Raw genomic sequence first — 26,745 nt, forward strand, 5'->3', positions numbered from 1 at the left:
GAGATTCGCCCGGATGCCGCCTCCAAAGCGCTGACGATATCCGGGCGGCAGCCGCTACTCGTGCCAGATCACCGCCTGCCGATGCTCGGCCCATTCGGTGAAACGCGGCCCGTAGGTATCCTCGATCACCGCGCGCTTGATCTTCAGGGTCGGAGTCAAGAAGCCGTTCTCCACGGCCCAGCTTTCCTTCACCAATACCAGTCCCTGCAGTTGCTCGTGCTTGTCGAGCACGCCGTTGACCTCGCCCAGCAACACCTTGAGGCTTCCCTCCAGCTCGGCGCGGGCACCATTGGCCGCTTCTCGCCGGCCCACCTCGGACAGCACGCAGAGCGCCAGAGGCTGTGGCAGGCCGTCGCCGACCACACAGACCTGCTCGATGCGCGAATGCACCGCCAGCCGGTTCTCGATGGGCGCCGGCGCGACGTATTTACCCTTGCTGGTCTTGAAGATCTCCTTGACCCGACCGGTCAGGCGCAGACTGGTGTCTTCGGCCTGCTCGCCACGGTCGCCGGTACGCAGGAAACCATCGGCGGTGATCGTCTCGGCGGTTTTCTCCGGGTCCTTGTAGTAGCCCAGCATGGTGGCGCCGCTGCGTACCTGGACTTCGCCGTCCTCGGCGATGCGTACCTCCACGCCCGGGTTGGCCTGGCCGATCCAGCCCTGTTTGTGCCGGCCAGGGCGGCAGACATGGGAATAGCCACAGTTCTCGGTCATGCCATAGATTTCCAGCACCTCCAGCCCCAGGCGCCGGTACCAGTCGAGCAGCGCCTCGGGCACCGGCGCCGCGCCGCAAACCGCGTAGCGCACGGCATCCAGGCCCAGGCCGGCGAGCACCTTGCGGCCGAACAGGCGCCCTACCAGCGGCAGCTTGAGCAGGAGGTCCAGGCGTTTGGCCGGCATTTTTGAATAGACACCCATCTGGAACTTGGTCCAGATCCGCGGCACGCCGAAGAACACCGTCGGGCGTGCCCGGCGCATGTCGGCGAGAAAGCTGTCCAGGCTCTCGGCGAAGAACACTTGCTGCCCCGCGTACAGGGAAGCCAGCTCGACGAACATGCGCTCGGCCACATGGCACAGCGGCAGGTAGGACAGCAGGCGATCATCCTCGCTGACATTGAACAGCTCGGTGGCATGGCTGGCGGCGAAGCCGAGGTTGCCGAAAGGATGCATCACACCTTTGGGCGTCCCGGTGGTGCCGGAGGTATAGATGATGGTGGCGAGCTGGTCGGCGCCTGGCTTGGGTTCGTCGCGGATCGGCGTCACCGCCTGCAGATCGCTCCACAGGTGATCGAAGCGCCCTTCGGGACGCAGCGGCAAGCCGACGGTGAGCACTCCTTCCGGTACGCCTGCAGCCATGCTCGGCCAGTCGTCCAGCTTGCCGACGAAGGCCAGGCGGCTTTCGGAATGCTCCAGCACCTGGCGCACGGAGTCGGAGGAAAGATTCGGATAGAGCGGCACCGAAACGTGCCCGGCCATCCAGATCGCCAGATCCGCGACGATCCAGTGTGCGCAGTTCTTCGAGATGATCGCGATGCGGCTGCCCTGCTCCAGCTCCAGCCCGCGTAGCCAGCTGGCGGCCCGCCGGGCCTGCTCGCCGACCTCGGCCCAACTGTAGGCTTCTACTGCACCGCCACCTTGGGGTTGCACCAGATAGATCTTGTGCGGATGGCGCGCCTCGCGTTCGTAAAACAGCTCGAGCGGTAAACGGAATGCTTCAGCCACAGGGCCTTCTCCTTGTTGTTATGGGTCGACCAAGCACTTGCTTGGTCGACTATTCCACGCGCAAGGGGGAGCCGCAAGTTAAGAAATGTTTCTGATCTGCGCCCCGGATGCCAGGCCCTCGCTCGTAGTGCAGCGGGGCTGACGCGGGTCAGTGCGACTGGGGATGGTGCAGGCTGGCCAGGGTCATCGCGCCAGCCATGATCATCTCGCCATCGAGCTCTGCCAAGCTGGCGGTGCGCATCGGCACCGGCTGCTGCAGGTGGCCATGGATCAGCAAACCGGCCAGCGCTCCCACCAAGGGCTGATGGCTGACCAGCAGCAATTCGGCTTCGTCGTGGCTATCGAGAAAACGCAATGCTTCCCGCGGGCTGCTGTCCGGAACCAGCCATGGCGCCGTACCCACAGCACCGTCGAAACCCAGCGCTTCGCGCACCAGCTCTGCGGTTTGCTGGGCACGCACGTAGGGACTGGCCACGATGGCCAACAGCGGACGCCCTGCAAGCCGCGCCGCGGCTTGCAGGACCTCCTTGCGACCGTAGGCGGTCAGTTCCCGCTGCGAGTCGCTGCGCGCCTGCGGCTCGGCCTCGCCATGGCGAAGCAGCCAGAGCTTCACAGCTTCGGTTCTTCGTCGCGAACGGGATGCGCGGCCGGCGGCACCTCATGGGGCGCTTCGCCCTCAGGCGCGCGGGGAATCGGCCAATCGGCGAACGGCCAGGGTTTTTCTTCGCTGTTGAAGGTGCCGAAACGGCCGATCTGCGCCAGGTACTGGCTGAGGCTATCGCCAAACGACAGCAGGCTGCCGCTCGGCGCGCCGTAGAACAGCCGGTACCCCAGCTGCAGGAGCACCACGGCGCCAAGCAGAAGCTCGGCCAGTTGCCAGACGATGGCGAAGATCACCATCCATAGGATGCGTAGCAAAATGGATTCGCGCTGCAGGTCGTCACTGGGGGTGCTCATGGTGCTCTCCTTATTGAACCGGACGCGCATGTCCGGTTTTGCTGAAGTTCGTTCGCCGCCGGAAGCAGCTTAGAAACCATCGGTGGAAATGAAGTCGACGTCGGTCTTCGGCTCGCCGCTCATCAACGCCTCGATCACCTGCGCCAAGGTGCGCCCTTCGAAGAGAATCGCGTGCAGACCGGCCACCAGTGGCATGTACACCTGCAGCTCCTCGGCCTTGGCCTTGAGCACCTTGAGGGTGTTGACGCCTTCGGCCACCTCGCCCAGGCGCTCGACCGCAGCCTCCAGGCTAAGCCCCTCGCCCAAGGCGAAGCCGACCTGGTAGTTGCGGCTCTTCGGCGAGGTACAGGTCACGATCAGATCGCCCACCCCGGCCAGACCGAGAAAGGTCATAGGGTTGGCCCCCAGGGTAACGGCGAAACGGGTCATTTCCGCCAGCGCGCGGGTGATCAGCATGCTCTTGGTGTTCTCGCCCATACCCAGGGCCGCAGCCATGCCGGCGATGATCGCGTAGACGTTCTTCAGGGCTCCGCCCAGCTCCACACCGAAGCGGTCGGCGCTGGCGTAGACACGGAACGTACGGCCGTGCAGCGCCTTCTGCACGCGCTGGCACAGTTCGTCGTCCTCGCAGGCGATGACACTGGCGGTCAGCGCGTGCTCAGCCACTTCGCGGGCCAGGTTCGGTCCGGACAGCACACCGATGCGGGCCTTGGGAGCGATCTCCTCGAGAATCTGGCTCATCAGTTTGAAGCTCTTGGCTTCGATGCCTTTGGTGGTGCTGACCAACAACTTGCCCGACAACCGCTCGGCCACTGGCTGCAGCGCGCTACGCAGGGCGCTGGAAGGCAGGGCGACGAAGATCAGCGGGCTGGCGTCCAGGGTGGCTTCGAGGTCGGTGACCGGCTCAATGCCGGGAAGAATCTTCACGCCCTTCAGGTAGCGGGGGTTCTCCCGATCGCGGCGAATGGCATCGGCCTGCTCGGGATCACGCATCCATAGAAGCACTCGCTGCCCGTTTTCCGCCAGCAGATTGGCAAGAGCCGTTCCGAAGCTACCGCCCCCAAGCACCGCGACAGGTTGCTGTTCAGTCATAACGTTTCCATGCAAATGGCAGATCGGCGCATTATACGGGCCACCTCGCCGGCGACTACCATTTGCGAGGCCGAGACGTCACGATCGATACCTGAGAGCACTGCCTGCCGGCTTTGCTCGGAGCATTCGCCACGAAAATGAATCGACGATACCGGGCAGACGACTGGCAAAGCCTCACGTCTCGGTTAACATGCCCGCATAAAAACCCACTACAAGGTCGCTTCTTGCAAATCGGCAACTCCCCTCTCCCCCTTCTGCTACTGAGTTTGACGGTAACCGGAGCAGCCGTGGCCGACGACCTTTTCGTCGACCAGCAGGAGCTGCCGCAGGTGCTGACCGCGACGCGTCTCAAGCAGTCGCCGGCCGCCGTACCCGGCAGCATGACGGTGCTCGATCGCGAACTGATCAGGGCCAGCGGCGCCCGCGACATCCCCGAACTGCTGCGCCTGGTGCCGGGCATGATGGTCGGCCTGCGCAACGGCAACCAGGCGACGGTCAACTACCACGGCACCAACGTCAGCGACGCCCGCCGCCTGCAGGTGCTGGTGGATGGACGGTCGCTCTATCGCCCGGGCCTGGCCATGGTGGACTGGAGCGACATCCCGCTGGCGATCGAGGACATCGAGCGCATCGAGGTGTTCCGCGGGCCGAATACCGTGAGCTATGGCGCCAATGCCTTGATGGGGGTGGTCAACATCCTCACCCGCTCGCCAGCCGACAGCCTGGGTACGCGTCTGAAAGTCGTGCAAGGCCAGCGCGGCATTCGCGACTGGTATGCCAGCGAGGGCTTCGGCGACCTGCGCCTGTCGCTCTCCGGCCAGGAAGACGACGGCTTCGATCATGGCGAACACGGAGAACCCTATCGCGACAGCCGCCGACTGAACCGCTTCAGCCTCGCCGCCAGCCATGCCCTGAACTTCCGCCAGACCCTGGACTGGCAGCTGTCCGCCAAGGAGGGCAGCAACCAGCGCCCCTATGCCTACCAGCCCCTGTTCCCCGGCATCGAGCCCGGCGACGAGGGCTCGGACTTCAAGTCCGAGGACTACGCCGGTTCGGCCCGCTGGACCCTGGACATCAGCCCCGAGCACAGCCTGCACCTCCAAGGTTATGCCCAGCACTGGCAGCGCAACCAGGAGTGGCGGGTGTGCGAGGCCGCGATCGTCTTCAGCCAGCAGCTCGGCCAGTTGTGGCGGCTGGACCAGAACTATGTGATGGAACTGATCCAGAACATTCAAAACGGCAACTTCATACCACCGGCCGGCAGCGCACAGAAGCAGGGGTTGGCCAACGATGTGCTGACGCAACTGGCCGGCACGGGCCGGCAAACCGTGTGTGGCGACGTCAATCAAAACTCCCGGGAGACCCGTTACGACCTGGAATTTCAGGACACCCTCAGCCTCACCGACAACCTGCGCCTGGTCAGCGGCCTGAACTATCGCTACGACAAGGCCGACTCGGAGACCTTCTTCGGCGGCTCGATGAGCAACGAGATCTGGCGCCTGTTCGGCCATCTGGAGTGGCGCCTGGATGAACACTGGCTGCTGCAGGGCGGCGCCATGTTCGAGGAAGACCAGCTGTCCGGCCACTCGCTGACCCCACGGCTGGCCGTCAACTATCTGATCAATCCGCGCCATGGGCTGCGTGCGGTGTACTCCGAAGCCGTGCGCTCGCCCGACATGTTCGAGAACAATGCCAACTGGAACTACCAGGTCAGCGGCCTGCAGCCTGCGGCGCTGGGCCAGCGCACGGCCTACTACTTCGCCAGCGCGCGCGGCCCAGGCGATCTCGAGCAGGAGATCATGCGCTCGCGGGAGCTGGGCTATAACGGCTACTTCGAGGACAGCGGCCTGAGCCTGGACGTCAAGCTGTTCTACGACGAGATTCACCGCATGATCAGCGAGTCGCTGCGGATTTCCAGCTTTGCGCCGAGCAACGACAACGAGACCCGTTTCACGGGCGCGGAAACCCAGCTTGACTGGCAAGCGAGCCAGGACGACCGCCTTCGCCTGACCTATGCCTACGTGGACGCCAGCGCCAGCGACCCGCTGGATCGCAGGCTCACCGCCCGCAACAGCGGTTCGGCCGGCTGGCTGCACGACTGGGGCGAGGGGTGGAGCAGCGCCCTGTTCTACTACGGCGCCGATGCGCTCAACGAACGACGTTTCGAACGAGTCGACGTGCGCCTGGCCAAACGCTTCAAGCTCGGTGGCTCCAACCTTGAACTAGCCGGCGTTTTGCAACAACGTCTCGACGATGAGCCCCTGACCTGGACCGAAAACCGTTACGATCAGCGCCATTTGCTGTATTTCAGTGCGGAGTTCGAGTTTTAGCATGGTTTTCCCCGTCTCACGGAAGAGCCGACGGCCATGGAGGCCGCGCCTGTTCGTATTCTGTCTTGTCCAGCTGCTGGCCAGTCATTGCTGGGCCGCCGAGGTACTGATAAGCGCCGAAGATTCCCCGGCCATCCGCGCCTTCAGTGCGGCCCTGGCCGCGCGTCGTCCGCAGGACCAGGTGACTTTCCGGCCTCTGGGCGAACTGCCGGCGGCCGATCGCCTGCCCTCCTCCACGCAACTGGTTCTGCTGGGCGAACCAGCGCTGCGCTGGCGACTGGCCAGCCGCGAGGGACCGCCGACCCTGGTGCTGCGTATCGACCAGGTCCGCGCCCGGCAAGTGTTGGGTGGTCGAATACCGCCCCGCCTGAGCATGCTCTGGAACGACCCGGCCCCGGCACGCCAACTGCGCCTGGCGCGCCTGCTGCTGCCACAGATCAAGCGCATCGGCGTCCTGCACGACAAGCACAGCGCCTTTCTGGTGGATGAACTGCGCAAAGCCGCGGCTCCGCTTGGCCTGGAAATCGTCTCGCGGGAGTGGACCAACACACGCGACAATCGCCCACTACGCCAGTTGCTGGCCCAGAGTGAGCTGCTGCTCGGCATCGACGATCAGGATCTCTACAACGCCCAGACGGCCAAGACCCTGCTGCTCAGCAGCTACGCCCAGCAGCGGGCCCTGCTCGGCCCCAGTGCCGCGTTCGTCAAGGCAGGCAGCCTGGCGAGCAGCTACAGCGACCAGGATGACTGGCTGGCCACACTCGACGAGCTGCTGAACCAGCCCCCCACGCGCTGGCCAAGCAGCCTTTACTCCAAGCATTTCAAAGTCATCGGCAACCCCCAGGTTGCACGCGCCCTAGGTATAGAACTGGCTGCGGACGCCGAACTGGCGCAGCAGTTGGCCGAAGGAGAGAACACCCCATGACCCTGCGCCGCCGCTGGGACATTCACACCCGCACGCAGTTGATCAGCCTCGGCCCGGCCCTGTTGCTGACCTTGCTGCTCACCGGCTTCTTCACCTTCGCCCGCTTGCAGGACCTGCGCCAGGAGCTCAACCACACCGGCCAGCTGATCGCCAACCAGCTGGCGCCGGCCAGCGAGTACGGCGTGATCGCCGGCAACCTGCAAGTGCTCGACAGCCTGCTGCAGGCAACGCTGGCCACGCCCCACGTGCGCTTTCTCGAAGTCCGCGACCGCGAGGACAACATTCTGGTCTACGTCGAGCAGCCGGGCGACCAGGGGCAGAACGTGTCGCAGGTGGCGGTGTTCCATTCGCCGATCCTGCTGCAGCGGGTGGTACTGGACGACGACGCCCTGTTCGGCCCGCCTCCGGTCGTCGACCAGCATGCCGACGACTACCTTGGCCGGGTGGTGGTCGGCATGTCCAACGAGGCCTTCAGCAATCGCCAGCAACTGATCCTGCTCAAAGCCACCGGCCTCGCCCTGCTTGCCCTGCTGCTGACCTTCCTGCTCGCCCGCCGCCTGGCACGCAGTCTGTCGCAACCGATCAGCGCCATGGGCGAGGCGGTCAAGGCCATTCAGGCGGGCGACTATCGCACCAGCCTGCCGGAGGTCGACGAGCACGAACTCGGTGACCTCGCCCGGCACATCAACAATCTCGCCAGCGGCCTTGAACAGGCCAGCAGCGAGCAACAGCAGGCCATTGCCCAACTGATCAAGGCCCGCGAGGAAGCTGAAGAGGCCAACCGGGCCAAGTCTGATTTCCTGGCGATGATGAGCCATGAACTGCGCACTCCGATGAACGGCGTGCTCGGCATGCTGCAATTGCTGGAAACGACTGAGCTAAGCGACGAGCAGGCCGAGTACTCCGCGCTGGCGACCGAGTCCACCGAGCACCTGCTGAAGGTGATCAACGACATTCTCGACTTCTCCCGCATCGAACGCGGCGCCCTGGAATTGGAAAGCATTCCGTTCAACCTGATGGAGTTGCTGCAGGGCTCCGTGCAAGTGTTCCAGCATAGCGCCCATCAGCGTGGCCTGAACCTGCGCCTGGAAACCCCGCCGGGCCTGGAACAGATCGAGGTGCAGGGCGATCCGACGCGCATCCGCCAGATCCTGGTCAACCTGGTGGGCAACGCACTGAAGTTCACCGAGGACGGCGGCATTCGAATCGAGACCAGTTGGCAACCGCTGGACGACGAAGTGCTCTGGTTCAGTTGCGCGGTGCATGACAGCGGCATCGGCATTCCTCCGGAGCGCCTGGAACATATGTTCGATGCCTTCCAGCAGGCTGATAGCTCGATCTCGCGCCGCTATGGCGGCACCGGCCTCGGTCTGCCGATCGCCCGTACCCTTGCCGAACGCATGGGCGGCACCCTGCGGGCGGAAAGCCAGGAAGGTCGCGGCTCGATCTTCACCCTGGAAATCCCGCTGCCGTTCCGCCACCAGGCGCTGCAGAGCCAGGACAGCGCCCTCGCCGGTGGCAGCGCTGGCGAAGGCCAGGACGTTCTGCTGGTGGAGGACAACCCGGTCAACCAGACCGTCATCGAGGCCATGCTGCGCAGCCTGGGCTATCAGGTCAGCCTGGTGGCCGATGGGGCACAAGCCGTGCACCGGGTCAGCAATACCAGCTTCTCGGCGATCCTGATGGACTGCCGGTTGCCGATAATGGATGGCTACGAGGCGACCCGGCAGATCCGCCAACTGACAGGGGGCACCAACGTGCCCATCATCGCGCTGACCGCCAACGCCTTGCAGGGGGATCGCGAAGCCTGCCTGGATGCAGGCATGAACGACTACCTGGCCAAGCCGTTCAAACGCGCAGACCTGCAACGCGTGCTCAAGCGCTGGCTGCCACCCCGACCATCGGCGGGTGGTCAGCCGGGGTAAGGTCTGTTGATATGCTGGGTGTTATTGACTTCGGACAGCACGGCAGCAACCGACTCGATCTATAACGACTGCGCTCTGTGTACACCTGTGCTCAGGGCGCTGTGACTTTCACCACAAGGCAACAGTCTATGACTAGGCTGCCGATAGACGCGGCAGCCTGGACGATTAGCCCAGCCGCCAGGCGTGGGGACCATTGAGGAGCTCGCATGACCAAACAACAAGCCTTCACTCGGGAAGATCTGCTCCGCTGCAGCCGCGGCGAGCTTTTTGGCCCGGGTAATGCGCAATTGCCCGCCCCCAATATGCTGATGGTGGATCGCATCACCCACATCAGCGATACCGGCGGCAAGTACGGCAAGGGCGAACTGGTCGCCGAGCTGGATATCAATCCGGACCTGTGGTTCTTCGCCTGCCATTTCGAAGGCGACCCGGTGATGCCCGGCTGCCTCGGACTCGATGCCATGTGGCAACTGGTCGGGTTCTACCTGGGCTGGCAAGGCAACCCCGGTCGCGGCCGTGCGCTCGGCTCGGGCGAGGTGAAGTTCTTCGGCCAGGTCCTGCCGACCGCCAAGAAGGTCACCTACAATATCCAGATCAAACGCACCATCAACCGCTCGCTGATCCTTGGCATCGCCGACGGCACGGTCAGCGTCGATGGCCGTGAAATTTACAGCGCAGAAGGTCTGCGCGTCGGCCTGTTTACCTCTACCGACAGCTTCTGAAGGATTTCCCCATGCGTCGCGTCGTGATCACCGGTCTGGGCATCGTTTCCTGCCTGGGCAATGATAAAGACACCGTTTCCGCCAACCTGCGGGCCAGTCGCCCCGGCATCCGTTTCAATCCGGAGTACGCCGAAATGGGCTTGCGTAGCCAGGTATCGGGTTCAGTCGATCTCGATCTGGAAGCGCTGATCGACCGCAAGGTCTTCCGCTTCATGGGCAATGCCGCGGCCTATGCCTACTTGGCCATGGAACAGGCGATCAAGGACTCGGGCCTGAGCCTGGAGGAAATCTCCAACCCGCGCGTCGGCCTCATCGCCGGTTCCGGTGGCGCCTCCACCTTCAACCAGATGGAAGCCATCGACATCCTGCGCGAAAAAGGCGTCAAGCGTGTCGGCCCGTATCGCGTACCGCGCACCATGGGCAGCACCGTCTCGGCCTGCCTGGCCACGCCGTTCAAGATCAAGGGCGTGAACTACTCGATCTCCTCCGCCTGTGCCACCAGCGCCCACTGCATCGGCAGTGCCATGGAGCAGATCCAACTGGGCAAGCAGGACGTCGTGTTCGCCGGCGGCGGTGAAGAGGAGCACTGGACCCAGAGCTTCCTGTTCGACGCCATGGGCGCGCTCTCCACCCAATACAACGAGACCCCGGAAAAAGCCTCCCGCGCCTACGATGCCAACCGCGACGGCTTCGTCATCGCCGGCGGCGGCGGCATGGTAGTGGTCGAAGAGCTTGAGCACGCACTCAAGCGCGGCGCCAAGATCTATGCCGAGATCGTCGGCTACGGCGCCACGTCCGACGGCTACGACATGGTCGCCCCGAGCGGTGAAGGTGCAGTGCGCTGCATGCAGCAGGCGCTGGCCACCGTCAACACGCCGATCGACTACCTGAACACCCACGGCACCTCCACGCCGGTTGGCGACGTTGCCGAGGCCAAGGCGGTGCGCACGGTATTCGGCGACAAGGCACCGGCCATCAGCTCGACCAAGAGCCTGTCCGGCCACTCCCTGGGCGCCGCCGGTGCACAGGAGGCGATCTACTGCCTGCTGATGATGGAAGGCAACTTCATCGCCGGCTCGGCCAACATCGAAACCCTCGATCCCGAAGTCGCCGACCTGCCGATCCTGCGCGAAACCCGCGAGAACGTCACGCTGAATACCGTGATGAGCAACAGCTTCGGTTTTGGCGGGACCAATGCCACGCTGGTACTCAAGCGCTACCAAGCCTGAACGGCCCCGATGAAAAACGGCGCTCCCAGAGCGCCGTTTTTTATTGGAGGAAAGCTATACGGCGAAGCGCGCCACCATACCGTTCAGTTCCACGGCCAGGCATGAAAGCTCCTGGCTGCCAGCATTGGTCTGGTTCGCGCCGACCGAACTCTGCCGTGACAGACCGCGAATGCTCAGCGGGTTGCGTTCTTTGATATGACCGATGGCCGAGGTGATCAGATTCAATGCCTCCCCAACGGCCCGGGGCCACTTCGAGAACCGAGCGGGCACGCTGGTTGCTCTGCTGCATTGCGCCGACCGCCTGCCCGGTTCCCTGCTGAATGCTACCGATCATCTGCTCGATTTCCTGGGTCGATTGCCGGTTGCGAGTGCGGAGCATGTCGCGCGTCAAATCGCCGAGTTCGGCCGGGCTTGGAATCCACTCGCCTCTATTTCACTGGAACTCTCTCGCATGCCCACCACCTTGCTCAGGGCGAACAACCCCAGGAAAACCAGCAATAGTCCGGCCAGCTCGAATCCAAGTCCCGAGCGCAGGCCACTTTCATGTTTCTCAGATACGACCACTGATAGCGCTTTGGTGTCTCGATATCACCCCTCAATGGACGCGGCCGTCACCCTCATTTCACCAGGAAGCGCTGCTCGGCCAGCTTGCGGTCGCCCTGGAAGACCATGAAACGCCATTCTCCCGGAACCACTTCGTGGGTTTCGGTGAACTCGAAGGCCATTACGTCCAGTGGCGCTTCCGGCACCAGCTTTTGCACCACTTCGAATTTGTCGTGGCGCATACCGTCCGGCGTGGTCACGCCAGGGGTGAAGTACAGCAGCGTCAGCGGCGTATCGTCGGCGCGCTTGCCGGTCAGGCTGTAGCGCATGCCGAACTTGGTGCCAATCCTGGCCGGGACCTGGTCCGTGGTCAGGATGCGCTGATTGCTGCGGGTCAGCACGCGCTCACCCGGCTGCTGGTCCTGATAGTGACTTTCGAAAACCCCGAACTCGATGGGGCCGTCAACGCGTACCTCGGCCATGGCCAGGCTGGAAGCGAAGCCGAAGGCGGCCAGCAGAGTGAGTTTGAACGCTTGCATGTCATGCTCCGTGATTGGGATCGCGCGAGCCTATGACATGGGCGTGACAGTTCAATGACAGACTATCGCGAGCCAGGCTCACGGGTGCCTCGCGGCAGGATGGCCAGGAAATTCTCGCCCGCCACCTTGCGCGCCACCGCCTCCGGCAGGGCATCGAGAAACGCATCGTAGGCGTGCATGTACTCGCCCAGGTTGTCGAACTTGCCGACCACATCCGAACCCAGCATGAAGCGCTCGGGAAAGCGCTCGACCAGCCGGACCCAGCTCGGCGCCGGCTCGCCCTTGGCGTCGAGCAGGTAGGGCCGCAGCACCGTCCAGGACAGATCGATGTACAGATTCGGATAATCCTCCAGCAGCCGTTCCAGAACCGGTAGGAGGAAATCCAGCTTCTTCTGATGGCGATGAATTTCCATGCTGGTGCCGGCATGCGCCCAGATGAAGCGAACATGCGGATGGTTGCGCAATGGCTCCTCAATCTCGGCGAGGTATAGCGGATTCTTTTCGCGCTGGGAGGTGATATTCGAGTGCAGCATCACCGGCAGGTCGTACTCCGCGGCCAGATGGTAGACGCGAGTCAATGCCTCGTTGTTAGCGCGCGGGGTATCGCCATAGGTCAGCGCGGTGAGATCGTCATGACGCGTGAAGACCTCCCCCAGCCCCTGCCAGAAACCAGGGTCAAGCTCCAGCATGCGCCGGATCAGCGCATCGGCGTTCTTGTCGGTGGGATTGAAACCGGTAAGGAACGGATGAAAGCGCCTGCGTTGCTCGGCCGGTAGCTTCTTCACCGCATCGGCCACCAGGACATCGGTGGCGCTGTACCAGTAGGCGCCGGCGTCATCACCTGCGTAATAGCGCGGGCGCTTGGGCTCGTTCTCGTGCCATTTCTTCGCCACCGGAATGCCGGAAATCATGGCGTGCTCAATGCCTGCAGCGTCCATCGCCGCCAGCAAGTCGGGCATGCCAGTGCTTTCCTGGAAGAAATTCACATAGTGAAGGTGGGCGTCGGTATAGCGGTAATCGCGGGCTTCGCTGGTCAGCGTGGTGCCAAGCAGCATGAGCCCCAGGAAGAATGTCAGATGCACTGCAAACGCTCTCTGAAGCGGGCGACAAAGAGCAGACCACTGGCGCTTCGCCTGGGTTCATCTACCAACGCGCTTTGGATGCAAAAGGCCCGCATCTGCGGGCCTTCTGCTCGTCCTCACCGCTTCAGGCAGAGAGTTCCACCAACAGCTTGTTCAAGCGCTGCACATAAGCGGCCGGGTCCTTCAGGCTGTCGCCGGCGGCCAGGGCAGCTTGGTCGAAAAGGATGTGCGAGAGGTCGGCGAAACGATCCTCGTCGGCTTCCGCATCCAGCTTCTCGATCAGCGGATGCACCGGGTTGATCTCGAAGATCGGCTTGGACTCCGGCACCTTCTGCCCGCTGGCTTCGAGGATCTGGCGCATCTGCAGGCCGAGGTCCTGCTCGCCGATGGCGAGGATCGCCGGCGAGTCGGTGAGGCGATGGGATACGCGCACTTCCTTGACCTGCTCGCCAAGAGCGCTCTTCAGGCGCTCCAGCAGCCCCTCCTTGGCCTTGGCGATCTCTTCCTGGGCCTGTTTGTCTTCAGCCGAATCGAGCTTGCCGAGATCGAGGTCGCCGCGGGCGACATCGACGAAATGCTTGCCATCGAACTCGGTGAGGTAGCTCATCAGCCATTCGTCGATGCGATCGGTGAGCAACAAGACCTCGATGCCCTTCTTGCGGAACACTTCCAGGTGAGGGCTGTTCTTCACCTGCGCGTAGGTGTCGCCGGTGAGGTAGTAGATCTTGTCCTGGCCGTCCTTCATGCGCCCGACGTAATCCGCCAGGGACACGCTCTGCTCGCCGCTGGCGTCCTCGGTGGAGGCGAAACGCAGCAAGCCGGCGATCTTCTCCTTGTTGGCGTAGTCTTCCGCCGGGCCCTCCTTGAGCACTTGGCCGAAGGCTTTCCAGAAGGTCTTGTATTCCTCGGGCTTGTCCTTGGCCAGCTTTTCCAGCATATCCAGCACGCGCTTGGTCAAGGCCGACTTCATCGAGTCGATCACCGGGTCTTTCTGCAGGATTTCGCGGGAAACGTTGAGCGACAGGTCGTTGGAGTCCACCACGCCCTTGATGAAGCGCAGGTACAGCGGCAGGAATTCGTCGGCCTGGTCCATGATGAACACGCGCTGCACGTAGAGTTTGAGGCCCTTGGGCGCTTCCCGGTGGTACAGGTCGAACGGCGCGCGGCCCGGCACGTAGAGCAGCGAGGTGTACTCCAGCTTGCCTTCGACCTTGTTGTGGCTCCAGCTCAGCGGGTTCTCGAAGTCATGGGCGACGTGTTTGTAGAACTCCTGGTATTCCTCGTCCTTGATTTCGGTGCGCGGACGGGTCCACAGGGCACTGGCGCGGTTGACGGTTTCCCACTCCGGCTCGGCCGGCTTGTCCTTCTCTTCGCCGTGGAATTCTTTCGGCAGCTCGATGGGCAGGGCGATATGATCGGAGTACTTCTTGATCACGTTGCGCAGGCGCCAGCCATCGGCGAACTCTTCTTCGCCGGCCTTCAGATGCAGGACGATGCGCGTGCCCCGCTCGGGCTTGTCGATGGTGGCGACCTCGAACTCGCCCTCGCCCTTCGAGGACCAGTGCACGCCCTCGCTGGCCGGCGCTCCGGCGCGACGGCTGAACACGTCGACCTTGTCGGCGACGATGAAGGCCGAATAGAAGCCCACGCCGAACTGGCCGATCAGGTGTGCATCCCTCTTCTGGTCGCCGGTGAGGTTCTTCATGAAGTCGGCGGTGCCGGACTTGGCAATGGTGCCCAGATGGGTGATCACATCCTCGCGGCTCATGCCGATGCCGTTGTCTTCAAGGGTGACGGTCTTGGCGTCCTTGTCGAAGCTGACGCGAATCTTCAGATCGCCGCCACCCTCCAGCAGTTCGGGCTTGGCCAGCGCCTCGAAACGCAATTTGTCGGCAGCGTCGGAAGCGTTGGAAATCAGCTCGCGCAGGAAGATTTCCTTGTTGGAATACAGCGAATGGATCATCAGGTGAAGCAACTGCTTCACCTCGGTTTGGAAGCCCAGGGTTTCTTTTTGAGTTTCCACACTCATGGTCGTCGAACTCCACTTGGATGGCATGGGCCGCAACTGCGGCGGATGTCCAAGCAGATGGGGGCTTCGTTCAGGATTTCAAGTAGTTAGGCTGCGATATCCCGAACTTCGCCCCCGCTCGCCGCTATGGCTCCAGCAATTCGATCTTGCTGATCTCGTTCGGAGGCAGGCTGAAGCTGGCCTCGCCGTGGCCATTGAGCTTGCGGCGGATCTGTACGTGACCGTCGGCACTGAGGCCGACAAAGCGTCCTTCCGCCAGGCTGCCGCGCTCGGTCTGCACACGCATGGTGAGGTTCTGATACAGGCTTGGCGTGCGCAGCAGACGCTCCAGCGAGAAGCGCTGGCGTCGATCCAGCGGCCGACTGATCCGCTCTGCCGACACCCGCTCGGCAATCTTCTTGATCGCCTCGGCGTCCGAGACGGCGGTCACTTGTGGCTCGGGCTCCGCAGCCGCTGCCAGCGGCGGATAGCGATCGTCCGTCACCGCCCAGCCGGCCAGCTCGGACTTGTGCAGCAGGACCGGCACGGTCTGCTCCTGGCCATCGATGCGCGCCTTGACCTCGAGATCCAGGGCGGTGGCCGGCCAAGTGACCGACGGCAGCTCGATGGCTTCCACCGCGCGCGTGGCGAAACGCCGCTGCAGATAGTCCTCGATCACATAGGCCAGGGTATCGCGGGAGTCGTAACGAGTGTCCACTTCGCCGTCGCGGTAGCGCAGGCGGTCGGTGAACAGTTCGACCTTGCCGCTCAGCGCGGTGTTGAACTGTGCCGGCAGCACCAGGTGAAAATCGCCGACCAGCTTGTTCGGCGGCTCCGGTTGCAGATCCAGATGCAGGGTATAGCCGTGGGTCAGGCGCCGTGCTTCTGGTAACTCCTGCTCGGGCAGCAGCCAGCTGATCTCCACTTCCGGCAGCTGCTTGCCGCTGTCCTGCGGCAACACGTCCAGGCTCAGGGGACCCTTGACCGGGCCGGGCAAGCGAATGCTGATCTCGCGGCTGGCAAAGAAGTCCTGGCCTTCGCGCAGGCTCAAGGTGCCATCGATCAACTCGCCGTGCCGCGGGGAAAACGGTTGTCCGTTGAGTTCGCCATGCAGCTGGATGCTCAGGTCGCTCGGCGTCGGCGCTTCCGGTTTGAGCCAGCTGAGACTGAGGATGGCCTCGAGCCGCTCGCTGTCCTGCCCCGCCAGCATGGTCAGGCCAACCACCAGGGGGATGAAGCCGAGCGCGCTGAGGGCCAGGGCCTTGCGCGCCGTGCGCCAGTGACTCAGCACATACACAAGGGTCAGCGGCGGCACCAGGCTGCCGAGCCCCCACAGCAGGCTCGTACCGAAAGCCAGCATGACCAGCCAGACCAGGCCGGCGAGAATCAGCAGCAATCCGCCGAGAATCAGCAGCGCATCCATCCGAGGTTCCTTGTGCTTGGAGCAGGCCTTCTCGCCGCGACGCGGACGATGCATTCAGACGGGAGAAGTTCGTTTTTAGGGGTTGCCCCGGGGCGCGGCGATCGCCCGCCCCTGGCAAGTGCGCCACGATAAAGCCCGGCGCGTCGCTAATCTATCGAAAAGTCGATGCTTTTCGACAAAGTTTCCAGCCTGACAGCCGTCCTGCCTCTCTCAGGAAAGGCGCCGCAGGTGGCAGGTGACTTCCTCGCGGTCGTGATAAAGCTGCTTGCAGGCGATGGACACCTTCAGGCCGCGGGCCGCCATACCCTGCTCGATGCGTTCTAGCAGGCGGCGCACCTCGGCGTAGCGCTGCTTCATTGGAAGCTTCAGATTGACCACCGCCTCGCGGCACCAGCCCTCTCCCAGCCAGGTTTCGATCAGCGCGGCGTTGCGTGCCGGCTTCTCGACGATGTCGCAGACCATCCAATCCACCGGCTTGCGTGGCTTGAAGGTGAAGCCGTCGGCACGCTGATGCTCGACCAGACCGGAGTCCATCAGGCTTTCCGCCATCGGACCGTTGTCTACGGCAATTACCCGCATGTGCCGGTTGACCAACTGCCAGGTCCAGCCGCCGGGGGCAGCGCCGAGGTCGACGGCCGTCATTGCCGGGGCCAGGCGCGCATCCCACTCGGTGCGGGGAATGAACTGATGCCAGGCCTCCTCCAGCTTGAGAGTCGAACGACTGGGGGCCTCGCGGGGGAATTTCAGGCGCGGGATGCCCATCGGCCAGAGGGCCGAGTTATCCGGCTCGGCGATGCCGAGAAAGACTTCCCGGCCGCTCTTGAAAGTCATCAACAGGCGCGGTTTGCCGGGCCCTTCCACCAACCTGCCCGCCTTGAGCAGTGCCTTGCGCAGCGGCGCCTCGAATTTCTTGCAAAAATTCGACAGCTCCTTGCCGTCATTGGTATCGAGCACTTCCAGCCACAGGCTGCCGCAGACCGGATAGGCCGCCAGACGCTCCAGCAGCACGCTGATGCGGTCGGCTTCCGGCAGCTCGATGAACTCGCCGCGAGCCCACTGCCGGGGGAAGATCAGCCGGGCGAAACGCAACCCACGCATCAATCGCTCGGCCCCGCCGGGCTCCTGGCAGATGAATTCGGCACAGGCGCTATGGGGCTTGCCCTTGGCGTAGCCGGAAATGTCCAGGCAAGCCGCCTGTTCGGCCAGTTCGGCACACACCTCGCCCTCGAATCCGGGGCGGCAGTGCAACAGCAGAGTATTCATTCGCAGTTCTCCTCAGGCCGCGCATGATAGGCGTTGCGGCCAGCCCCTGCGAGCGGCGGCGCACCGAGAAAGCCGGGAACCGTCGCCCGCCCCGGCCGGTCCAGTGTTGGCGGGGGCAGTAAAAGCAAGCTAGCTTCAAGACTCCCGGAAGTAGCGTCGGCGGTTGCCAATGCCGCCGGCACTCGGACGATTCCCCGGACTGCGCAGGTCCGGGCCAATCCCATGAATGCGGGCAAAAGGAGACGCGCATGCCTTCCCTGGACAGCCTGAACTGCCGCCGCAGCCTGGAAGTCGGTGGCCGTACCTACCATTACTTCAGCCTGCCCGAGGCGGCCAAGAGCCTGGGCGAAATCGAACGCTTGCCCACTTCGTTGAAAGTGCTGCTGGAGAACCTGCTGCGCTGGGAAGACGGCAGCACGGTGCGCGCCGATGACTTCACCGCCCTGGCCGTCTGGCTGAAGACTCGCAGTTCCGAGCGCGAAATCCAGTATCGGCCGGCACGGGTGCTGATGCAGGATTTCACCGGCGTCCCCGGCGTGGTCGACCTGGCGGCGATGCGCGACGCGGTCGCCAAGGCCGGCGCCGATCCGCAAAAGATCAACCCGCTGTCGCCGGTCGACCTGGTGATCGATCACTCGGTCATGGTCGACCACTTCGCCACGCCACAGGCGTTCTCCGATAACGTCGCCTTCGAGATCCAGCGCAACGGCGAGCGCTACGCCTTCCTGCGCTGGGGCCAGCAGGCGTTCGACAATTTCCGCGTGGTACCGCCGGGCACCGGTATCTGCCACCAGGTCAACCTGGAGTACCTGGCCCAGGTCGTATGGACCCGCGAAGAAGACGGCCTCACCTATGCCTATCCCGACACCCTGGTCGGCACCGACTCCCACACGACGATGATCAACGGCCTGGGCGTGCTCGGCTGGGGCGTCGGCGGCATCGAGGCGGAAGCGGCCATGCTAGGCCAGCCGGTGTCCATGTTGATTCCCGAAGTGATCGGCATGCGCCTGACCGGCCGGCTCAACGAAGGCGTCACCGCAACCGACCTGGTGCTGACGGTGACGCAGATGCTGCGCAAGCACGGCGTGGTGGGCAAGTTCGTCGAATTCTTCGGTCCCGGCCTCGATCACCTGCCGCTGGCCGATCGCGCCACCATGGCCAACATGGCGCCGGAATATGGCGCCACCTGCGGCTTCTTTCCGGTCGATGCGGTGACCATGGACTACCTGCGCCTCTCCGGCCGCGACGAGCACGCCATCGAACTGGTGGAAGCCTACTGCAAGGCCCAGGGCCTCTGGCGCGATGCCAATGCCGAGGAGCCGGTGTTCACCGACTGCCTGGAACTCGACCTGGCCAGCGTGCAGCCATCCCTGGCCGGCCCGAAGCGTCCCCAGGATCGGGTGAACCTGTGGGACATCGGCTCCGCGTTCGACCTGTTGCTGGAAACCTCCGGCAAGAAGCAGCAAGCCAACACCCCCTTCCCGGTTGCCAACGAGAACTACGCCCTGGAACACGGCGCCGTGGTGATCGCCGCGATCACCTCCTGTACCAATACGTCCAACCCCAGCGTGATGATGGCCGCCGGTCTGGTGGCCAAAAAAGCCGTCGAGCGCGGTTTGCAGCGCAAGCCGTGGGTGAAGTCGTCGCTGGCGCCCGGCTCCAAGGTGGTGACCGACTACCTGGTCAAAGCCGGGCTGACGCCCTATCTCGACGCGCTGGGTTTCAACCTGGTCGGCTACGGCTGCACCACCTGCATCGGCAACTCTGGGCCATTGCCCGCCCCTATCGCCCAGGCGATCACCGACAACGACCTGACGGTCTCCTCGGTGCTCTCCGGCAACCGCAACTTCGAAGGACGCGTGCATCCGCTGGTGAAGGCCAACTGGCTGGCCTCTCCGCCGCTGGTGGTGGCGTTCGCCCTGACGGGTACCACGCGCATCGACATGAGCAAGGAGCCGCTGGGTTATGACGACAACGAGCAGCCGGTCTACCTGAAGGACATCTGGCCGAGCAGCGCCGAGGTGGCCCAGGCCGTTTCAGCGGTGGATGGCGCCATGTTCCACAAACAGTACGCCGACGTGTTCAGCGGCGATGCCCATTGGCAGGCCATTTCCTTCAACGCCGGGGATACCTACCAGTGGGACCCCGCTTCCAGCTACGTGCAGAACCCGCCATTCTTCAGCCATATCGACCAGCCACCGGCCCCGCCGAAAGATATCGAAGGCGCCCGCATCCTGGCCCTGTTCGGCGACTCCATAACCACCGACCACATTTCCCCGGCGGGCAACATCAAACCCAGCTCACCGGCAGGGCTGTACCTGCAGGGGCTGGGGGTGAAACCCGAGGACTTCAACTCCTATGGCGCTCGCCGCGGTAATCATGAAGTCATGATGCGCGGCACCTTCGCCAACATCCGCATCAAGAACGAAATGCTCGGCGGCGAAGAAGGCGGCAACACCCTCTATCAACCCGGCTGCGAGAAGCTTTCGATCTACGACGCGGCGATGCGCTACCAAGCCGAAGGCGTGCCGCTGGTCGTGGTGGCCGGCAAAGAATATGGCACCGGCTCGTCCCGCGACTGGGCGGCCAAGGGCACCAATCTCCTGGGCATCAAGGCGGTGATCGCCGAAAGCTTCGAGCGCATCCACCGCTCCAACCTGATCGGCATGGGCGTGCTGGCGCTGCAGTTCGTCGGCGACCAGAACCGCAAGACGCTCGGTCTCAGCGGTACGGAAAAGCTTTCCATCCGCGGGCTGTCGGTCGATATCAAACCTCGCCAGTTACTGACGATAGAGGTCGAGCGCAGCGACGGCTCACGTTCCAACTTCCCCGTGCTGTGCCGAATCGATACCGCCAACGAGGTGGAGTACTTCAAGGCCGGCGGCATCCTGCATTACGTGTTGCGCCAACTGATCGCCTCCTGAGCGAACGCCGGAACGCCAAGCGTTCCGGCGCAACCGAATCCGATCGCGCCCGGCAACGGCGTAATCCTGGCGCCAGAAATGTGAAGCCGTTCATATACGGTTACACTGCGCTCTTTGAGCAGCGCCTTAAGTTCATTGTTCGCCAGCCGATCAACTGGCACAGCCAATTCGGATAGCCCCATGCGCAATAACCAGCCCATCACCCAGCGGGAACGCACCTTTCCCGCCCAGCAGCGCCTCATCTCGACCACCGACATCAAGGGTGTCATCACCTACTGCAACGATGCGTTCGTCGAGATCAGCGGGTTCTCCCGCGAAGAACTGCTACGTGCGCCACACAACCTGGTGCGCCACCCCGATGTCCCGCCCGCGGTCTTCGAGCACCTGTGGAACACCCTTAAGCAGGGGCGGCCATGGATGGGCATCGTCAAGAACCGTTGCAAGAACGGCGACCACTACTGGGTCAACGCCTATGTCATTCCGGTTCTGGAGAAGGGCCAGGTGGTGGCCTACGAATCGGTACGCATCAAGCCCACTGCCGAACAGATCCGACGCGCCGAAACGCTCTACCAGCGGATAAACTCCGGCAAATCGGCGATTCCGAGCCGCGACAAATGGCTGCCGGTGTTGCAGGACTGGCTGCCATTCATCCTGGTCAGCCAGATCGGATTTCTGGTCGGCGCCTGGCTGGACAGCCACTGGGGCTTCCTGCTGGCAGCCCTGCTTTCCGTGCCCCTGGGCCTCGCCGGCCTGGCTTGGCAGAACCGCGGCATCAAGCGCCTGCTGCAACTCGCCGAGCAGGCCACCTCAGACCCCTTGATCGCGCAGATGTACACCGACAGCCGCGGCGACCAGGCACGCCTGGAAATGGCCATGCTCAGCCAGGACGCCCGCCTGAAGACCTGCCTGACCCGCCTGCAGGACACCGCCGAGCAGTTGACCCGGCAAGCGCGCCAGGCCGATGCCCTGGCGCACAGCAGCTCCACCGGCCTGGATCGCCAGCGGGTGGAGACCGAGCAAGTGGCCGCCGCCATCCACGAAATGGCTGCCACGACCCAGGAAGTGGCGAGCAACGTCGCCCGTACCGCCGAGGCCACCCAGGACGCCAATCGCCTGACCAGCCAGGGGCGCCGTGTCGCCGCGGAAACCCGCGAGGCGATCCAGCGGTTGTCGGTTTCGGTGGCCAGCACCGGCGAGACCGTCACTCGCCTGGCGCAGGACAGCAACGAGATCGGCGGCGTGGTCGATGTGATCAAGAGCATCGCCGACCAGACCAACCTGCTGGCGCTGAACGCTGCCATCGAAGCGGCACGCGCCGGTGAAATGGGTCGCGGTTTCGCCGTGGTGGCCGATGAAGTGCGCTCCCTGGCACAGCGCACTGCCGAATCCACCGGACAGATCCACCAACTGATCGCCAAACTGCAGAAAACCGCCGAAGAGGCGGTGCAGACCATGGAGACCGGCCGCAAAGAGGCCGACGAAGGGGTCGAGCGCGTGCAGCAGGCCGACGAGGCACTGCTCGGCATCAGCGATGCGGTGTCTAACATCGCCGACATGGCCAACCAGATCGCCGCCGCTGCCGAACAGCAAAGCGCAGTGGCCGAGGAAATCAACCAGAACATCAGCACCATCGCCCAACTCGCCGACAAGACCTCCGGCGAAGCCCACGACACCGCCCGCCTCAGCGAGGAACTCACGGTGACCGCGCAGAACCAGAGTTCGCTGGTGGAGCGGTTCAATCGTTGATGTAGGCTCGTGAGCCTCCCTTCAACCGGATGAAGCGACGCCCAGCATCCAACTGAAAAGGCGACTTTAGTCAGCTTTTCAGTTGGATCCGGTCGACTCGGCCCCTGCCAGAAACGCAATCACTTCCTCCGCCGCGCTATCCAGATGCTGCGCATGGGTCAATCCGGTTGCCTTCAACGGCTTGAGATCATGGTCCGCCGCCTCCAGCCAGTGCAGCCGAATGCTGTCGGATAGCACGTAGTTCTCCACGTTGGCCCGGTTGCCCAAGGCGTCGCGCTCGCCCTGCACGACCAGGGTCGGGGTCTGCAGCGACGCCAGGTGTGCCACCCGCGGCTTTTCCGGCTTGCCGGCGGCATAGAAGGGATAGCCGAGACAGACCAGTGCGTCGGCCAGCAGTTCGTCGGCCAGCAGGCTCGCCATCCTTCCGCCCATGGACTTGCCTCCAATGGCCAGCGGCCCCGTGACCTGGTGTCGCACCTCTCGGTATACCTGGCGCCAGCACTCCAGCAATTGCGCCTGCGGATTCGGTGGTCGCTTGCCTCCCTTCAGGCGTCTCGCCGCCATGTACGGAAACTCGAAGCGAACCACCGCCAGCCCACGGATGGCAAGACGTTGGGCCATGTCCTCCATGAACGGGCTATCCATCGGCGCACCAGCACCATGGGCCAGGATCAGGGTGCCTGTGGCCTTTCCTTCCGGCCGGCTCCATAGCCAGTCGCCTTGTCCACTCGCAGTCTGTGGGTATTGATCCCCGTCAATACCGTCTCGTTGCGCATTGCCCATGCTTTGCCTCGCATCGATCGATCCTGCCCGCCAAGGGCCGGACCCAAAAAACAATCTGCCCGTAACCGTGGATGGGAACCCATACATGAACACAGCAACCAGTACCGCCTACAACTACAAGGTGGTCCGCCAATTCGCCATCATGACGGTGGTGTGGGGCATCGTCGGGATGGGGCTCGGCGTGCTCATCGCCGCCCAATTGGCGTGGCCGCAGCTCAACTTCGACCTGCCCTGGACCAGCTTCGGCCGCCTGCGACCGCTGCATACCAATGCGGTGATCTTCGCCTTCGGCGGCTGCGCCCTGTTCGCCACGTCCTATTATGCGGTGCAACGCACCTGCCAGACCCGCCTCATCTCCGACAAACTGGCGGCCTTCACCTTCTGGGGCTGGCAACTGGTGATCCTGCTGGCGGCGATCACCCTGCCGATGGGTTGGACCAGCTCCAAGGAATACGCCGAACTGGAATGGCCGATCGACCTGCTGATCACGGTGGTCTGGGTGGCCTATGCGGTGGTGTTCTTCGGCACGCTGATCAAGCGCAAGACCAAGCACATCTACGTCGGCAACTGGTTTTTCGGCGGTTTCATCCTCACCGTGGCGCTACTGCATGTGGTCAACAACCTGGAAATTCCGGTGACCCTGACCAAGTCTTACTCGCTGTATTCCGGCGCGACCGATGCGATGATCCAGTGGTGGTACGGCCACAACGCCGTGGGTTTCTTCCTCACCGCCGGCTTTCTCGGGATGATGTATTACTTCGTGCCCAAGCAGGCCGGGCGCCCGGTGTACTCCTACCGCCTGTCCATCGTGCACTTCTGGGCGCTGATCGCCGTGTACATCTGGGCCGGCCCGCACCATTTGCACTACACCGCACTGCCGGACTGGGCCCAGTCCCTCGGCATGGTGATGTCGCTGATCCTGCTGGCACCGAGCTGGGGCGGCATGATCAACGGCATGATGACGCTTTCGGGCGCCTGGCATAAGTTGCGCTCGGACCCGATCCTGCGCTTCCTGGTGGTCTCCCTGGCGTTCTACGGCATGTCCACCTTCGAAGGCCCGATGATGGCCATCAAGACCGTCAACGCCCTCTCCCACTACACCGACTGGACCATCGGCCACGTACATGCCGGCGCCCTCGGCTGGGTTGCGATGATTTCCATCGGCGCCATCTACCACCTGATCCCCAAGGTGTTCGGCCGCCAGCAGATGCACAGCATCGGCCTGATCAACGCGCACTTCTGGCTCGCCACCATCGGCACCGTGCTCTACATCGCCTCGATGTGGGTCAACGGCATCGCCCAGGGCCTGATGTGGCGCGCGGTGAACGAGGACGGCACGCTGACCTATTCCTTCGTCGAAGCCCTGCAAGCCGGTCACCCGGGTTACGTGGTGCGCCTGATCGGCGGCGCCATCTTCCTCGGCGGCATGCTGCTGATGGCCTACAACACCTGGCGCACCGTGCGAGTGGCCAGGCCGGCGGAAGTCGAAGCGGCCGCGCAGTTCGTGGTTGAAGGAGCCCACTGATGAAACAGCATGAAGTAGTCGAAAAGAACGTCGGCCTGCTGGCTCTGTTCATGGTCCTGGCCGTCAGCATCGGCGGCCTGGTGCAGATCGTCCCGCTGTTCTTCCAACAGGAAACCACCCAGCCGGTGGAAGGCCTCAAGCCCTATACCGCGCTGCAGCTGGAAGGCCGCGACATCTATATCCGCGAAGGCTGCGTCGGCTGCCACTCGCAGATGGTTCGTCCGTTCCGCGCCGAGACCGAGCGCTACGGCCACTATTCCGTCGCCGGCGAAAGCGTCTGGGACCACCCGTTCCTCTGGGGCTCCAAGCGTACCGGTCCGGACCTGGCCCGCGTCGGCGGCCGCTACTCGGACGACTGGCACCGCGCCCACCTGTACAACCCGCGCAACGTGGTACCGGAATCGAAGATGCCGGCCTACCCCTGGCTGGTGGAAGCCCAGCTGGACGGCAAGGACACCGCCAAGAAGCTGCAGGCCATGCGCACCCTCGGCGTGCCCTACAGCGAGCAAGACATCGCTGGCGCAGCGGATGCGGTGAAAGGCAAGAGCGAGATGGATGCCCTGGTCGCCTACCTGCAGGTGCTCGGCACCGCGCTGAAGAACAAGCGGTGAGCCCGATGACCATTGGAATCGACATCGGAACCCTGCGCGGGCTCGGCACCGCACTGGTGATGCTCGCCTTCATCGGCGTGACGCTCTGGGCCTATAGCGGCAGACGCAAGGCCGCCTTCGACGAGGCCGCCAATCTGCCCTTCGCCGACGAACCCACGCCCCGCGCCCCACATGTTTCAAGGAGCACCCCCCAATGAGCAGCTTCTGGAGCTGGTACATCACTCTGCTTACCCTCGGCACGCTGGTCGCGCTGCTCTGGCTGGTATTCGCCACCCGCAAGGGCGAATCCAAGGGCACCACCGACAAGACCATGGGCCATGCCTTCGATGGCATCGAGGAGTACGACAACCCGCTGCCCAAGTGGTGGTTCCTGCTGTTCGTCGGCACCATCGTCTTCGCCGCCGGCTACCTGATCCTCTATCCGGGGCTCGGCAACTGGAAGGGCGTGCTGCCGGGCTATGAGGACGGCTGGACGCAAGCCAAGCAGTGGCAACGGGAAGTAACGAAAGCAGACCAGGAATATGGGCCGATTTTCGCCAAATATGCCGCGATGCCCATCGAAGTCGCAGCACAGGACGAACAGGCTCTGAAGATGGGCGGTCGTCTGTTCGCCACCTATTGCTCCATCTGCCACGGTTCGGATGCCAAGGGCGCCGTCGGCTTCCCCAATCTCACCGACAGCCACTGGCGCTGGGGCGGCGAGCCGGAAACCATCAAGGCCACCATCCTGAACGGACGCATGGCCGCAATGCCGGCCTGGGGTCCGATTCTCGGAGACGCGGGCGTGAAAAACGTCGCCGCCTACGTGCGCAGGGATCTGGCGGGTCTGCCGCTGGGCGAGAACGCGCAGGCCGACCTGGCCGCCGGCAGGCAGATCTTCGCCGGCAACTGCGCCGCGTGCCACGGCCCGAGTGGTCAGGGCATGGCGATGATGGGCGCCCCGGACCTGACCAAGCCGGCCGGCTGGATCTACGGTTCCAGCCTGGCCCAGTTGCAGCAGACCATCCGCCACGGCCGCAATGGCCAGATGCCGGCGCAGGAGCAATACCTGGGCAACGACAAGGTGCATCTGCTGGCGGCCTACGTGTACAGCCTGTCGCAGCGGCCGCAGCAGGTCGCAGACCGCTGATCCAGGCAGGCGCAAGGACGCGCCACCCTTCCCGCCCGACTGCCGCGCCATAAAAGGTGCGCGCAGTCTGCGACCAAGTGTCGCACTCCGCTTGTACCTTCCCACCTGGCTCCCCACGCCGCTTGCCGGTAACCTGCTTGGCATTCGCCCGACACACCCCGAATACCAAGGCGAAACCCTTCCTTCACGCCTGCCGGTCTGGCAGGTGAAAGCTCTGAAAAACGCTTGGGATATCGCGACTTAGCAGAGCTTGAACGGCGCTGGACG

21 protein-coding genes and 1 pseudogene are annotated in these 26,745 nt (G+C 63.7%); 11 read left to right on the plus strand and 11 right to left on the minus strand.

Annotation, left to right across the window (positions count from 1 at the left end; translation table 11 throughout):
• Nucleotides 1-54: 54 nt before the first annotated feature.
• The 4 genes from ACWKV7_RS00830 to ACWKV7_RS00845 form a co-directional block, all read right to left on the minus strand.
• Nucleotides 55-1,722 (minus strand): AMP-binding protein, encoded by a 1,668-nt coding sequence (locus tag ACWKV7_RS00830; protein ID WP_483855733.1) that lies wholly within the window; start codon nt 1,720-1,722, stop codon nt 55-57.
• Nucleotides 1,723-1,870: 148 nt separating this feature from the next.
• A complete protein-coding gene (gene sixA / locus ACWKV7_RS00835; RefSeq protein ID WP_483855734.1) occupies nt 1,871-2,335 on the minus strand; it encodes a phosphohistidine phosphatase SixA in 465 nt (154 codons plus the stop codon).
• Nucleotides 2,332-2,679, minus strand: a complete 348-nt coding sequence (locus tag ACWKV7_RS00840; protein ID WP_483855735.1) for a DUF4389 domain-containing protein — start codon at nt 2,677-2,679, stop codon at nt 2,332-2,334. The genes sixA and ACWKV7_RS00840 overlap by 4 nt, the downstream gene beginning before the upstream one ends.
• Before the next feature lie 69 nt (nt 2,680-2,748).
• Nucleotides 2,749-3,771 (minus strand): NAD(P)H-dependent glycerol-3-phosphate dehydrogenase, encoded by a 1,023-nt coding sequence (locus ACWKV7_RS00845; RefSeq protein ID WP_483855736.1) that lies wholly within the window; start codon nt 3,769-3,771, stop codon nt 2,749-2,751.
• 224 nt (nt 3,772-3,995) lie between these two features.
• Between ACWKV7_RS00845 and ACWKV7_RS00850 the strand changes: the two genes are divergently transcribed.
• From ACWKV7_RS00850 to fabB, 5 genes are all read left to right on the plus strand, one after another.
• Nucleotides 3,996-6,101, plus strand: a complete 2,106-nt coding sequence (locus ACWKV7_RS00850; RefSeq protein WP_483855737.1) for a TonB-dependent receptor plug domain-containing protein — start codon at nt 3,996-3,998, stop codon at nt 6,099-6,101.
• Between the two features lies 1 nt (nt 6,102).
• Nucleotides 6,103-7,026 carry an ABC transporter substrate-binding protein gene (locus ACWKV7_RS00855; protein ID WP_483855738.1) on the plus strand — a complete coding sequence of 308 codons (924 nt, stop codon included), beginning with the start codon at nt 6,103-6,105 and terminating at the stop codon, nt 7,024-7,026.
• Entirely contained in the window at nt 7,023-8,951 is a 1,929-nt protein-coding gene (locus ACWKV7_RS00860) for an ATP-binding protein (protein WP_483855739.1), read from the plus strand. The genes ACWKV7_RS00855 and ACWKV7_RS00860 overlap by 4 nt, the downstream gene beginning before the upstream one ends.
• Before the next feature lie 206 nt (nt 8,952-9,157).
• The gene (gene fabA / locus ACWKV7_RS00865; protein WP_483855740.1) at nt 9,158-9,673 is read left to right on the plus strand and encodes a 3-hydroxyacyl-[acyl-carrier-protein] dehydratase FabA; all 516 of its coding nucleotides are present in this window, start codon (nt 9,158-9,160) and stop codon (nt 9,671-9,673) included.
• 11 nt (nt 9,674-9,684) lie between these two features.
• Nucleotides 9,685-10,902 (plus strand): beta-ketoacyl-ACP synthase I, encoded by a 1,218-nt coding sequence (gene fabB / locus ACWKV7_RS00870; protein ID WP_483855741.1) that lies wholly within the window; start codon nt 9,685-9,687, stop codon nt 10,900-10,902.
• A 54-nt stretch (nt 10,903-10,956) separates the two neighbouring features.
• Here fabB and ACWKV7_RS00875 read toward each other — a convergent pair.
• The 6 genes and pseudogenes from ACWKV7_RS00875 to rlmM form a co-directional block, all read right to left on the minus strand.
• Nucleotides 10,957-11,278 (minus strand): annotated as a pseudogene (locus ACWKV7_RS00875) (methyl-accepting chemotaxis protein); the annotation flags it as partial.
• A 241-nt stretch (nt 11,279-11,519) separates the two neighbouring features.
• Complete coding sequence (locus tag ACWKV7_RS00880) at nt 11,520-11,984, minus strand: DUF3859 domain-containing protein (protein ID WP_483855742.1); 465 nt, start codon at nt 11,982-11,984, stop codon at nt 11,520-11,522.
• A 62-nt stretch (nt 11,985-12,046) separates the two neighbouring features.
• Nucleotides 12,047-13,039: an amidohydrolase family protein gene (locus tag ACWKV7_RS00885; RefSeq protein ID WP_483856268.1), complete on the minus strand. Its 993-nt coding sequence runs from the start codon at nt 13,037-13,039 to the stop codon at nt 12,047-12,049.
• Nucleotides 13,040-13,190: 151 nt separating this feature from the next.
• Nucleotides 13,191-15,095, minus strand: a complete 1,905-nt coding sequence (gene htpG / locus ACWKV7_RS00890) for a molecular chaperone HtpG (RefSeq protein ID WP_483855743.1) — start codon at nt 15,093-15,095, stop codon at nt 13,191-13,193.
• 124 nt (nt 15,096-15,219) lie between these two features.
• The gene (locus ACWKV7_RS00895; RefSeq protein ID WP_483855744.1) at nt 15,220-16,497 is read right to left on the minus strand and encodes an MFS transporter; all 1,278 of its coding nucleotides are present in this window, start codon (nt 16,495-16,497) and stop codon (nt 15,220-15,222) included.
• A gap of 210 nt (nt 16,498-16,707) precedes the next feature.
• Complete coding sequence (rlmM, locus tag ACWKV7_RS00900) at nt 16,708-17,760, minus strand: 23S rRNA (cytidine(2498)-2'-O)-methyltransferase RlmM (protein WP_483855745.1); 1,053 nt, start codon at nt 17,758-17,760, stop codon at nt 16,708-16,710.
• A gap of 248 nt (nt 17,761-18,008) precedes the next feature.
• Here rlmM and acnA point away from each other — a divergent pair, with 248 nt between their 5' ends.
• Both acnA and ACWKV7_RS00910 read left to right on the plus strand, forming a co-directional pair.
• Nucleotides 18,009-20,684, plus strand: coding sequence for an aconitate hydratase AcnA (gene acnA, locus ACWKV7_RS00905; protein ID WP_483855746.1), 2,676 nt, complete (start codon nt 18,009-18,011; stop codon nt 20,682-20,684).
• Nucleotides 20,685-20,864: 180 nt separating this feature from the next.
• Nucleotides 20,865-22,430 carry a methyl-accepting chemotaxis protein gene (locus ACWKV7_RS00910; RefSeq protein WP_483855747.1) on the plus strand — a complete coding sequence of 522 codons (1,566 nt, stop codon included), beginning with the start codon at nt 20,865-20,867 and terminating at the stop codon, nt 22,428-22,430.
• 78 nt (nt 22,431-22,508) lie between these two features.
• On the opposite strand, the gene ACWKV7_RS00915 is transcribed toward ACWKV7_RS00910, so the two are convergent.
• Nucleotides 22,509-23,213, minus strand: coding sequence for an alpha/beta family hydrolase (locus tag ACWKV7_RS00915; protein WP_483855748.1), 705 nt, complete (start codon nt 23,211-23,213; stop codon nt 22,509-22,511).
• An 85-nt stretch (nt 23,214-23,298) separates the two neighbouring features.
• Here ACWKV7_RS00915 and ccoN point away from each other — a divergent pair, with 85 nt between their 5' ends.
• From ccoN to ccoP, 4 genes are read left to right on the plus strand one after another with little or no spacing between them, the layout of a single operon-like run.
• The gene (gene ccoN, locus ACWKV7_RS00920) at nt 23,299-24,738 is read left to right on the plus strand and encodes a cytochrome-c oxidase, cbb3-type subunit I (protein WP_483855749.1); all 1,440 of its coding nucleotides are present in this window, start codon (nt 23,299-23,301) and stop codon (nt 24,736-24,738) included.
• A complete protein-coding gene (ccoO, locus tag ACWKV7_RS00925) occupies nt 24,738-25,349 on the plus strand; it encodes a cytochrome-c oxidase, cbb3-type subunit II (RefSeq protein WP_483855750.1) in 612 nt (203 codons plus the stop codon). Before ccoN ends, ccoO begins: the two co-directional genes overlap by 1 nt.
• A 17-nt stretch (nt 25,350-25,366) precedes the next feature.
• Nucleotides 25,367-25,546, plus strand: a complete 180-nt coding sequence (locus tag ACWKV7_RS00930) for a cbb3-type cytochrome oxidase subunit 3 (RefSeq protein ID WP_483856269.1) — start codon at nt 25,367-25,369, stop codon at nt 25,544-25,546.
• Complete coding sequence (ccoP, locus tag ACWKV7_RS00935) at nt 25,543-26,478, plus strand: cytochrome-c oxidase, cbb3-type subunit III (protein WP_483855751.1); 936 nt, start codon at nt 25,543-25,545, stop codon at nt 26,476-26,478. The genes ACWKV7_RS00930 and ccoP overlap by 4 nt, the downstream gene beginning before the upstream one ends.
• The last annotated feature ends 267 nt before the right edge of the window (nt 26,479-26,745 follow it).

The organism is Zestomonas ipomoeae (assembly GCF_057128665.1).

Coding starts and splice junctions, on each gene's coding strand:
- ACWKV7_RS00840 (WP_483855735.1), bottom strand. CDS start 2,679: ATGAGCACCCCCAGTGACGACCTGCAGCGCGAATCCATTTTGCTACGC.
- ACWKV7_RS00845 (WP_483855736.1), bottom strand. CDS start 3,771: ATGACTGAACAGCAACCTGTCGCGGTGCTTGGGGGCGGTAGCTTCGGA.
- ACWKV7_RS00855 (WP_483855738.1), top strand. CDS start 6,103: ATGGTTTTCCCCGTCTCACGGAAGAGCCGACGGCCATGGAGGCCGCGC.
- ACWKV7_RS00860 (WP_483855739.1), top strand. CDS start 7,023: ATGACCCTGCGCCGCCGCTGGGACATTCACACCCGCACGCAGTTGATC.
- fabA (WP_483855740.1), top strand. CDS start 9,158: ATGACCAAACAACAAGCCTTCACTCGGGAAGATCTGCTCCGCTGCAGC.
- fabB (WP_483855741.1), top strand. CDS start 9,685: ATGCGTCGCGTCGTGATCACCGGTCTGGGCATCGTTTCCTGCCTGGGC.
- ACWKV7_RS00880 (WP_483855742.1), bottom strand. CDS start 11,984: ATGCAAGCGTTCAAACTCACTCTGCTGGCCGCCTTCGGCTTCGCTTCC.
- ACWKV7_RS00885 (WP_483856268.1), bottom strand. CDS start 13,039: ATGCTGCTTGGCACCACGCTGACCAGCGAAGCCCGCGATTACCGCTAT.
- htpG (WP_483855743.1), bottom strand. CDS start 15,095: ATGAGTGTGGAAACTCAAAAAGAAACCCTGGGCTTCCAAACCGAGGTG.
- ACWKV7_RS00895 (WP_483855744.1), bottom strand. CDS start 16,497: ATGGATGCGCTGCTGATTCTCGGCGGATTGCTGCTGATTCTCGCCGGC.
- rlmM (WP_483855745.1), bottom strand. CDS start 17,760: ATGAATACTCTGCTGTTGCACTGCCGCCCCGGATTCGAGGGCGAGGTG.
- acnA (WP_483855746.1), top strand. CDS start 18,009: ATGCCTTCCCTGGACAGCCTGAACTGCCGCCGCAGCCTGGAAGTCGGT.
- ACWKV7_RS00910 (WP_483855747.1), top strand. CDS start 20,865: ATGCGCAATAACCAGCCCATCACCCAGCGGGAACGCACCTTTCCCGCC.
- ACWKV7_RS00915 (WP_483855748.1), bottom strand. CDS start 23,213: ATGGGCAATGCGCAACGAGACGGTATTGACGGGGATCAATACCCACAG.
- ccoN (WP_483855749.1), top strand. CDS start 23,299: ATGAACACAGCAACCAGTACCGCCTACAACTACAAGGTGGTCCGCCAA.
- ccoO (WP_483855750.1), top strand. CDS start 24,738: ATGAAACAGCATGAAGTAGTCGAAAAGAACGTCGGCCTGCTGGCTCTG.
- ccoP (WP_483855751.1), top strand. CDS start 25,543: ATGAGCAGCTTCTGGAGCTGGTACATCACTCTGCTTACCCTCGGCACG.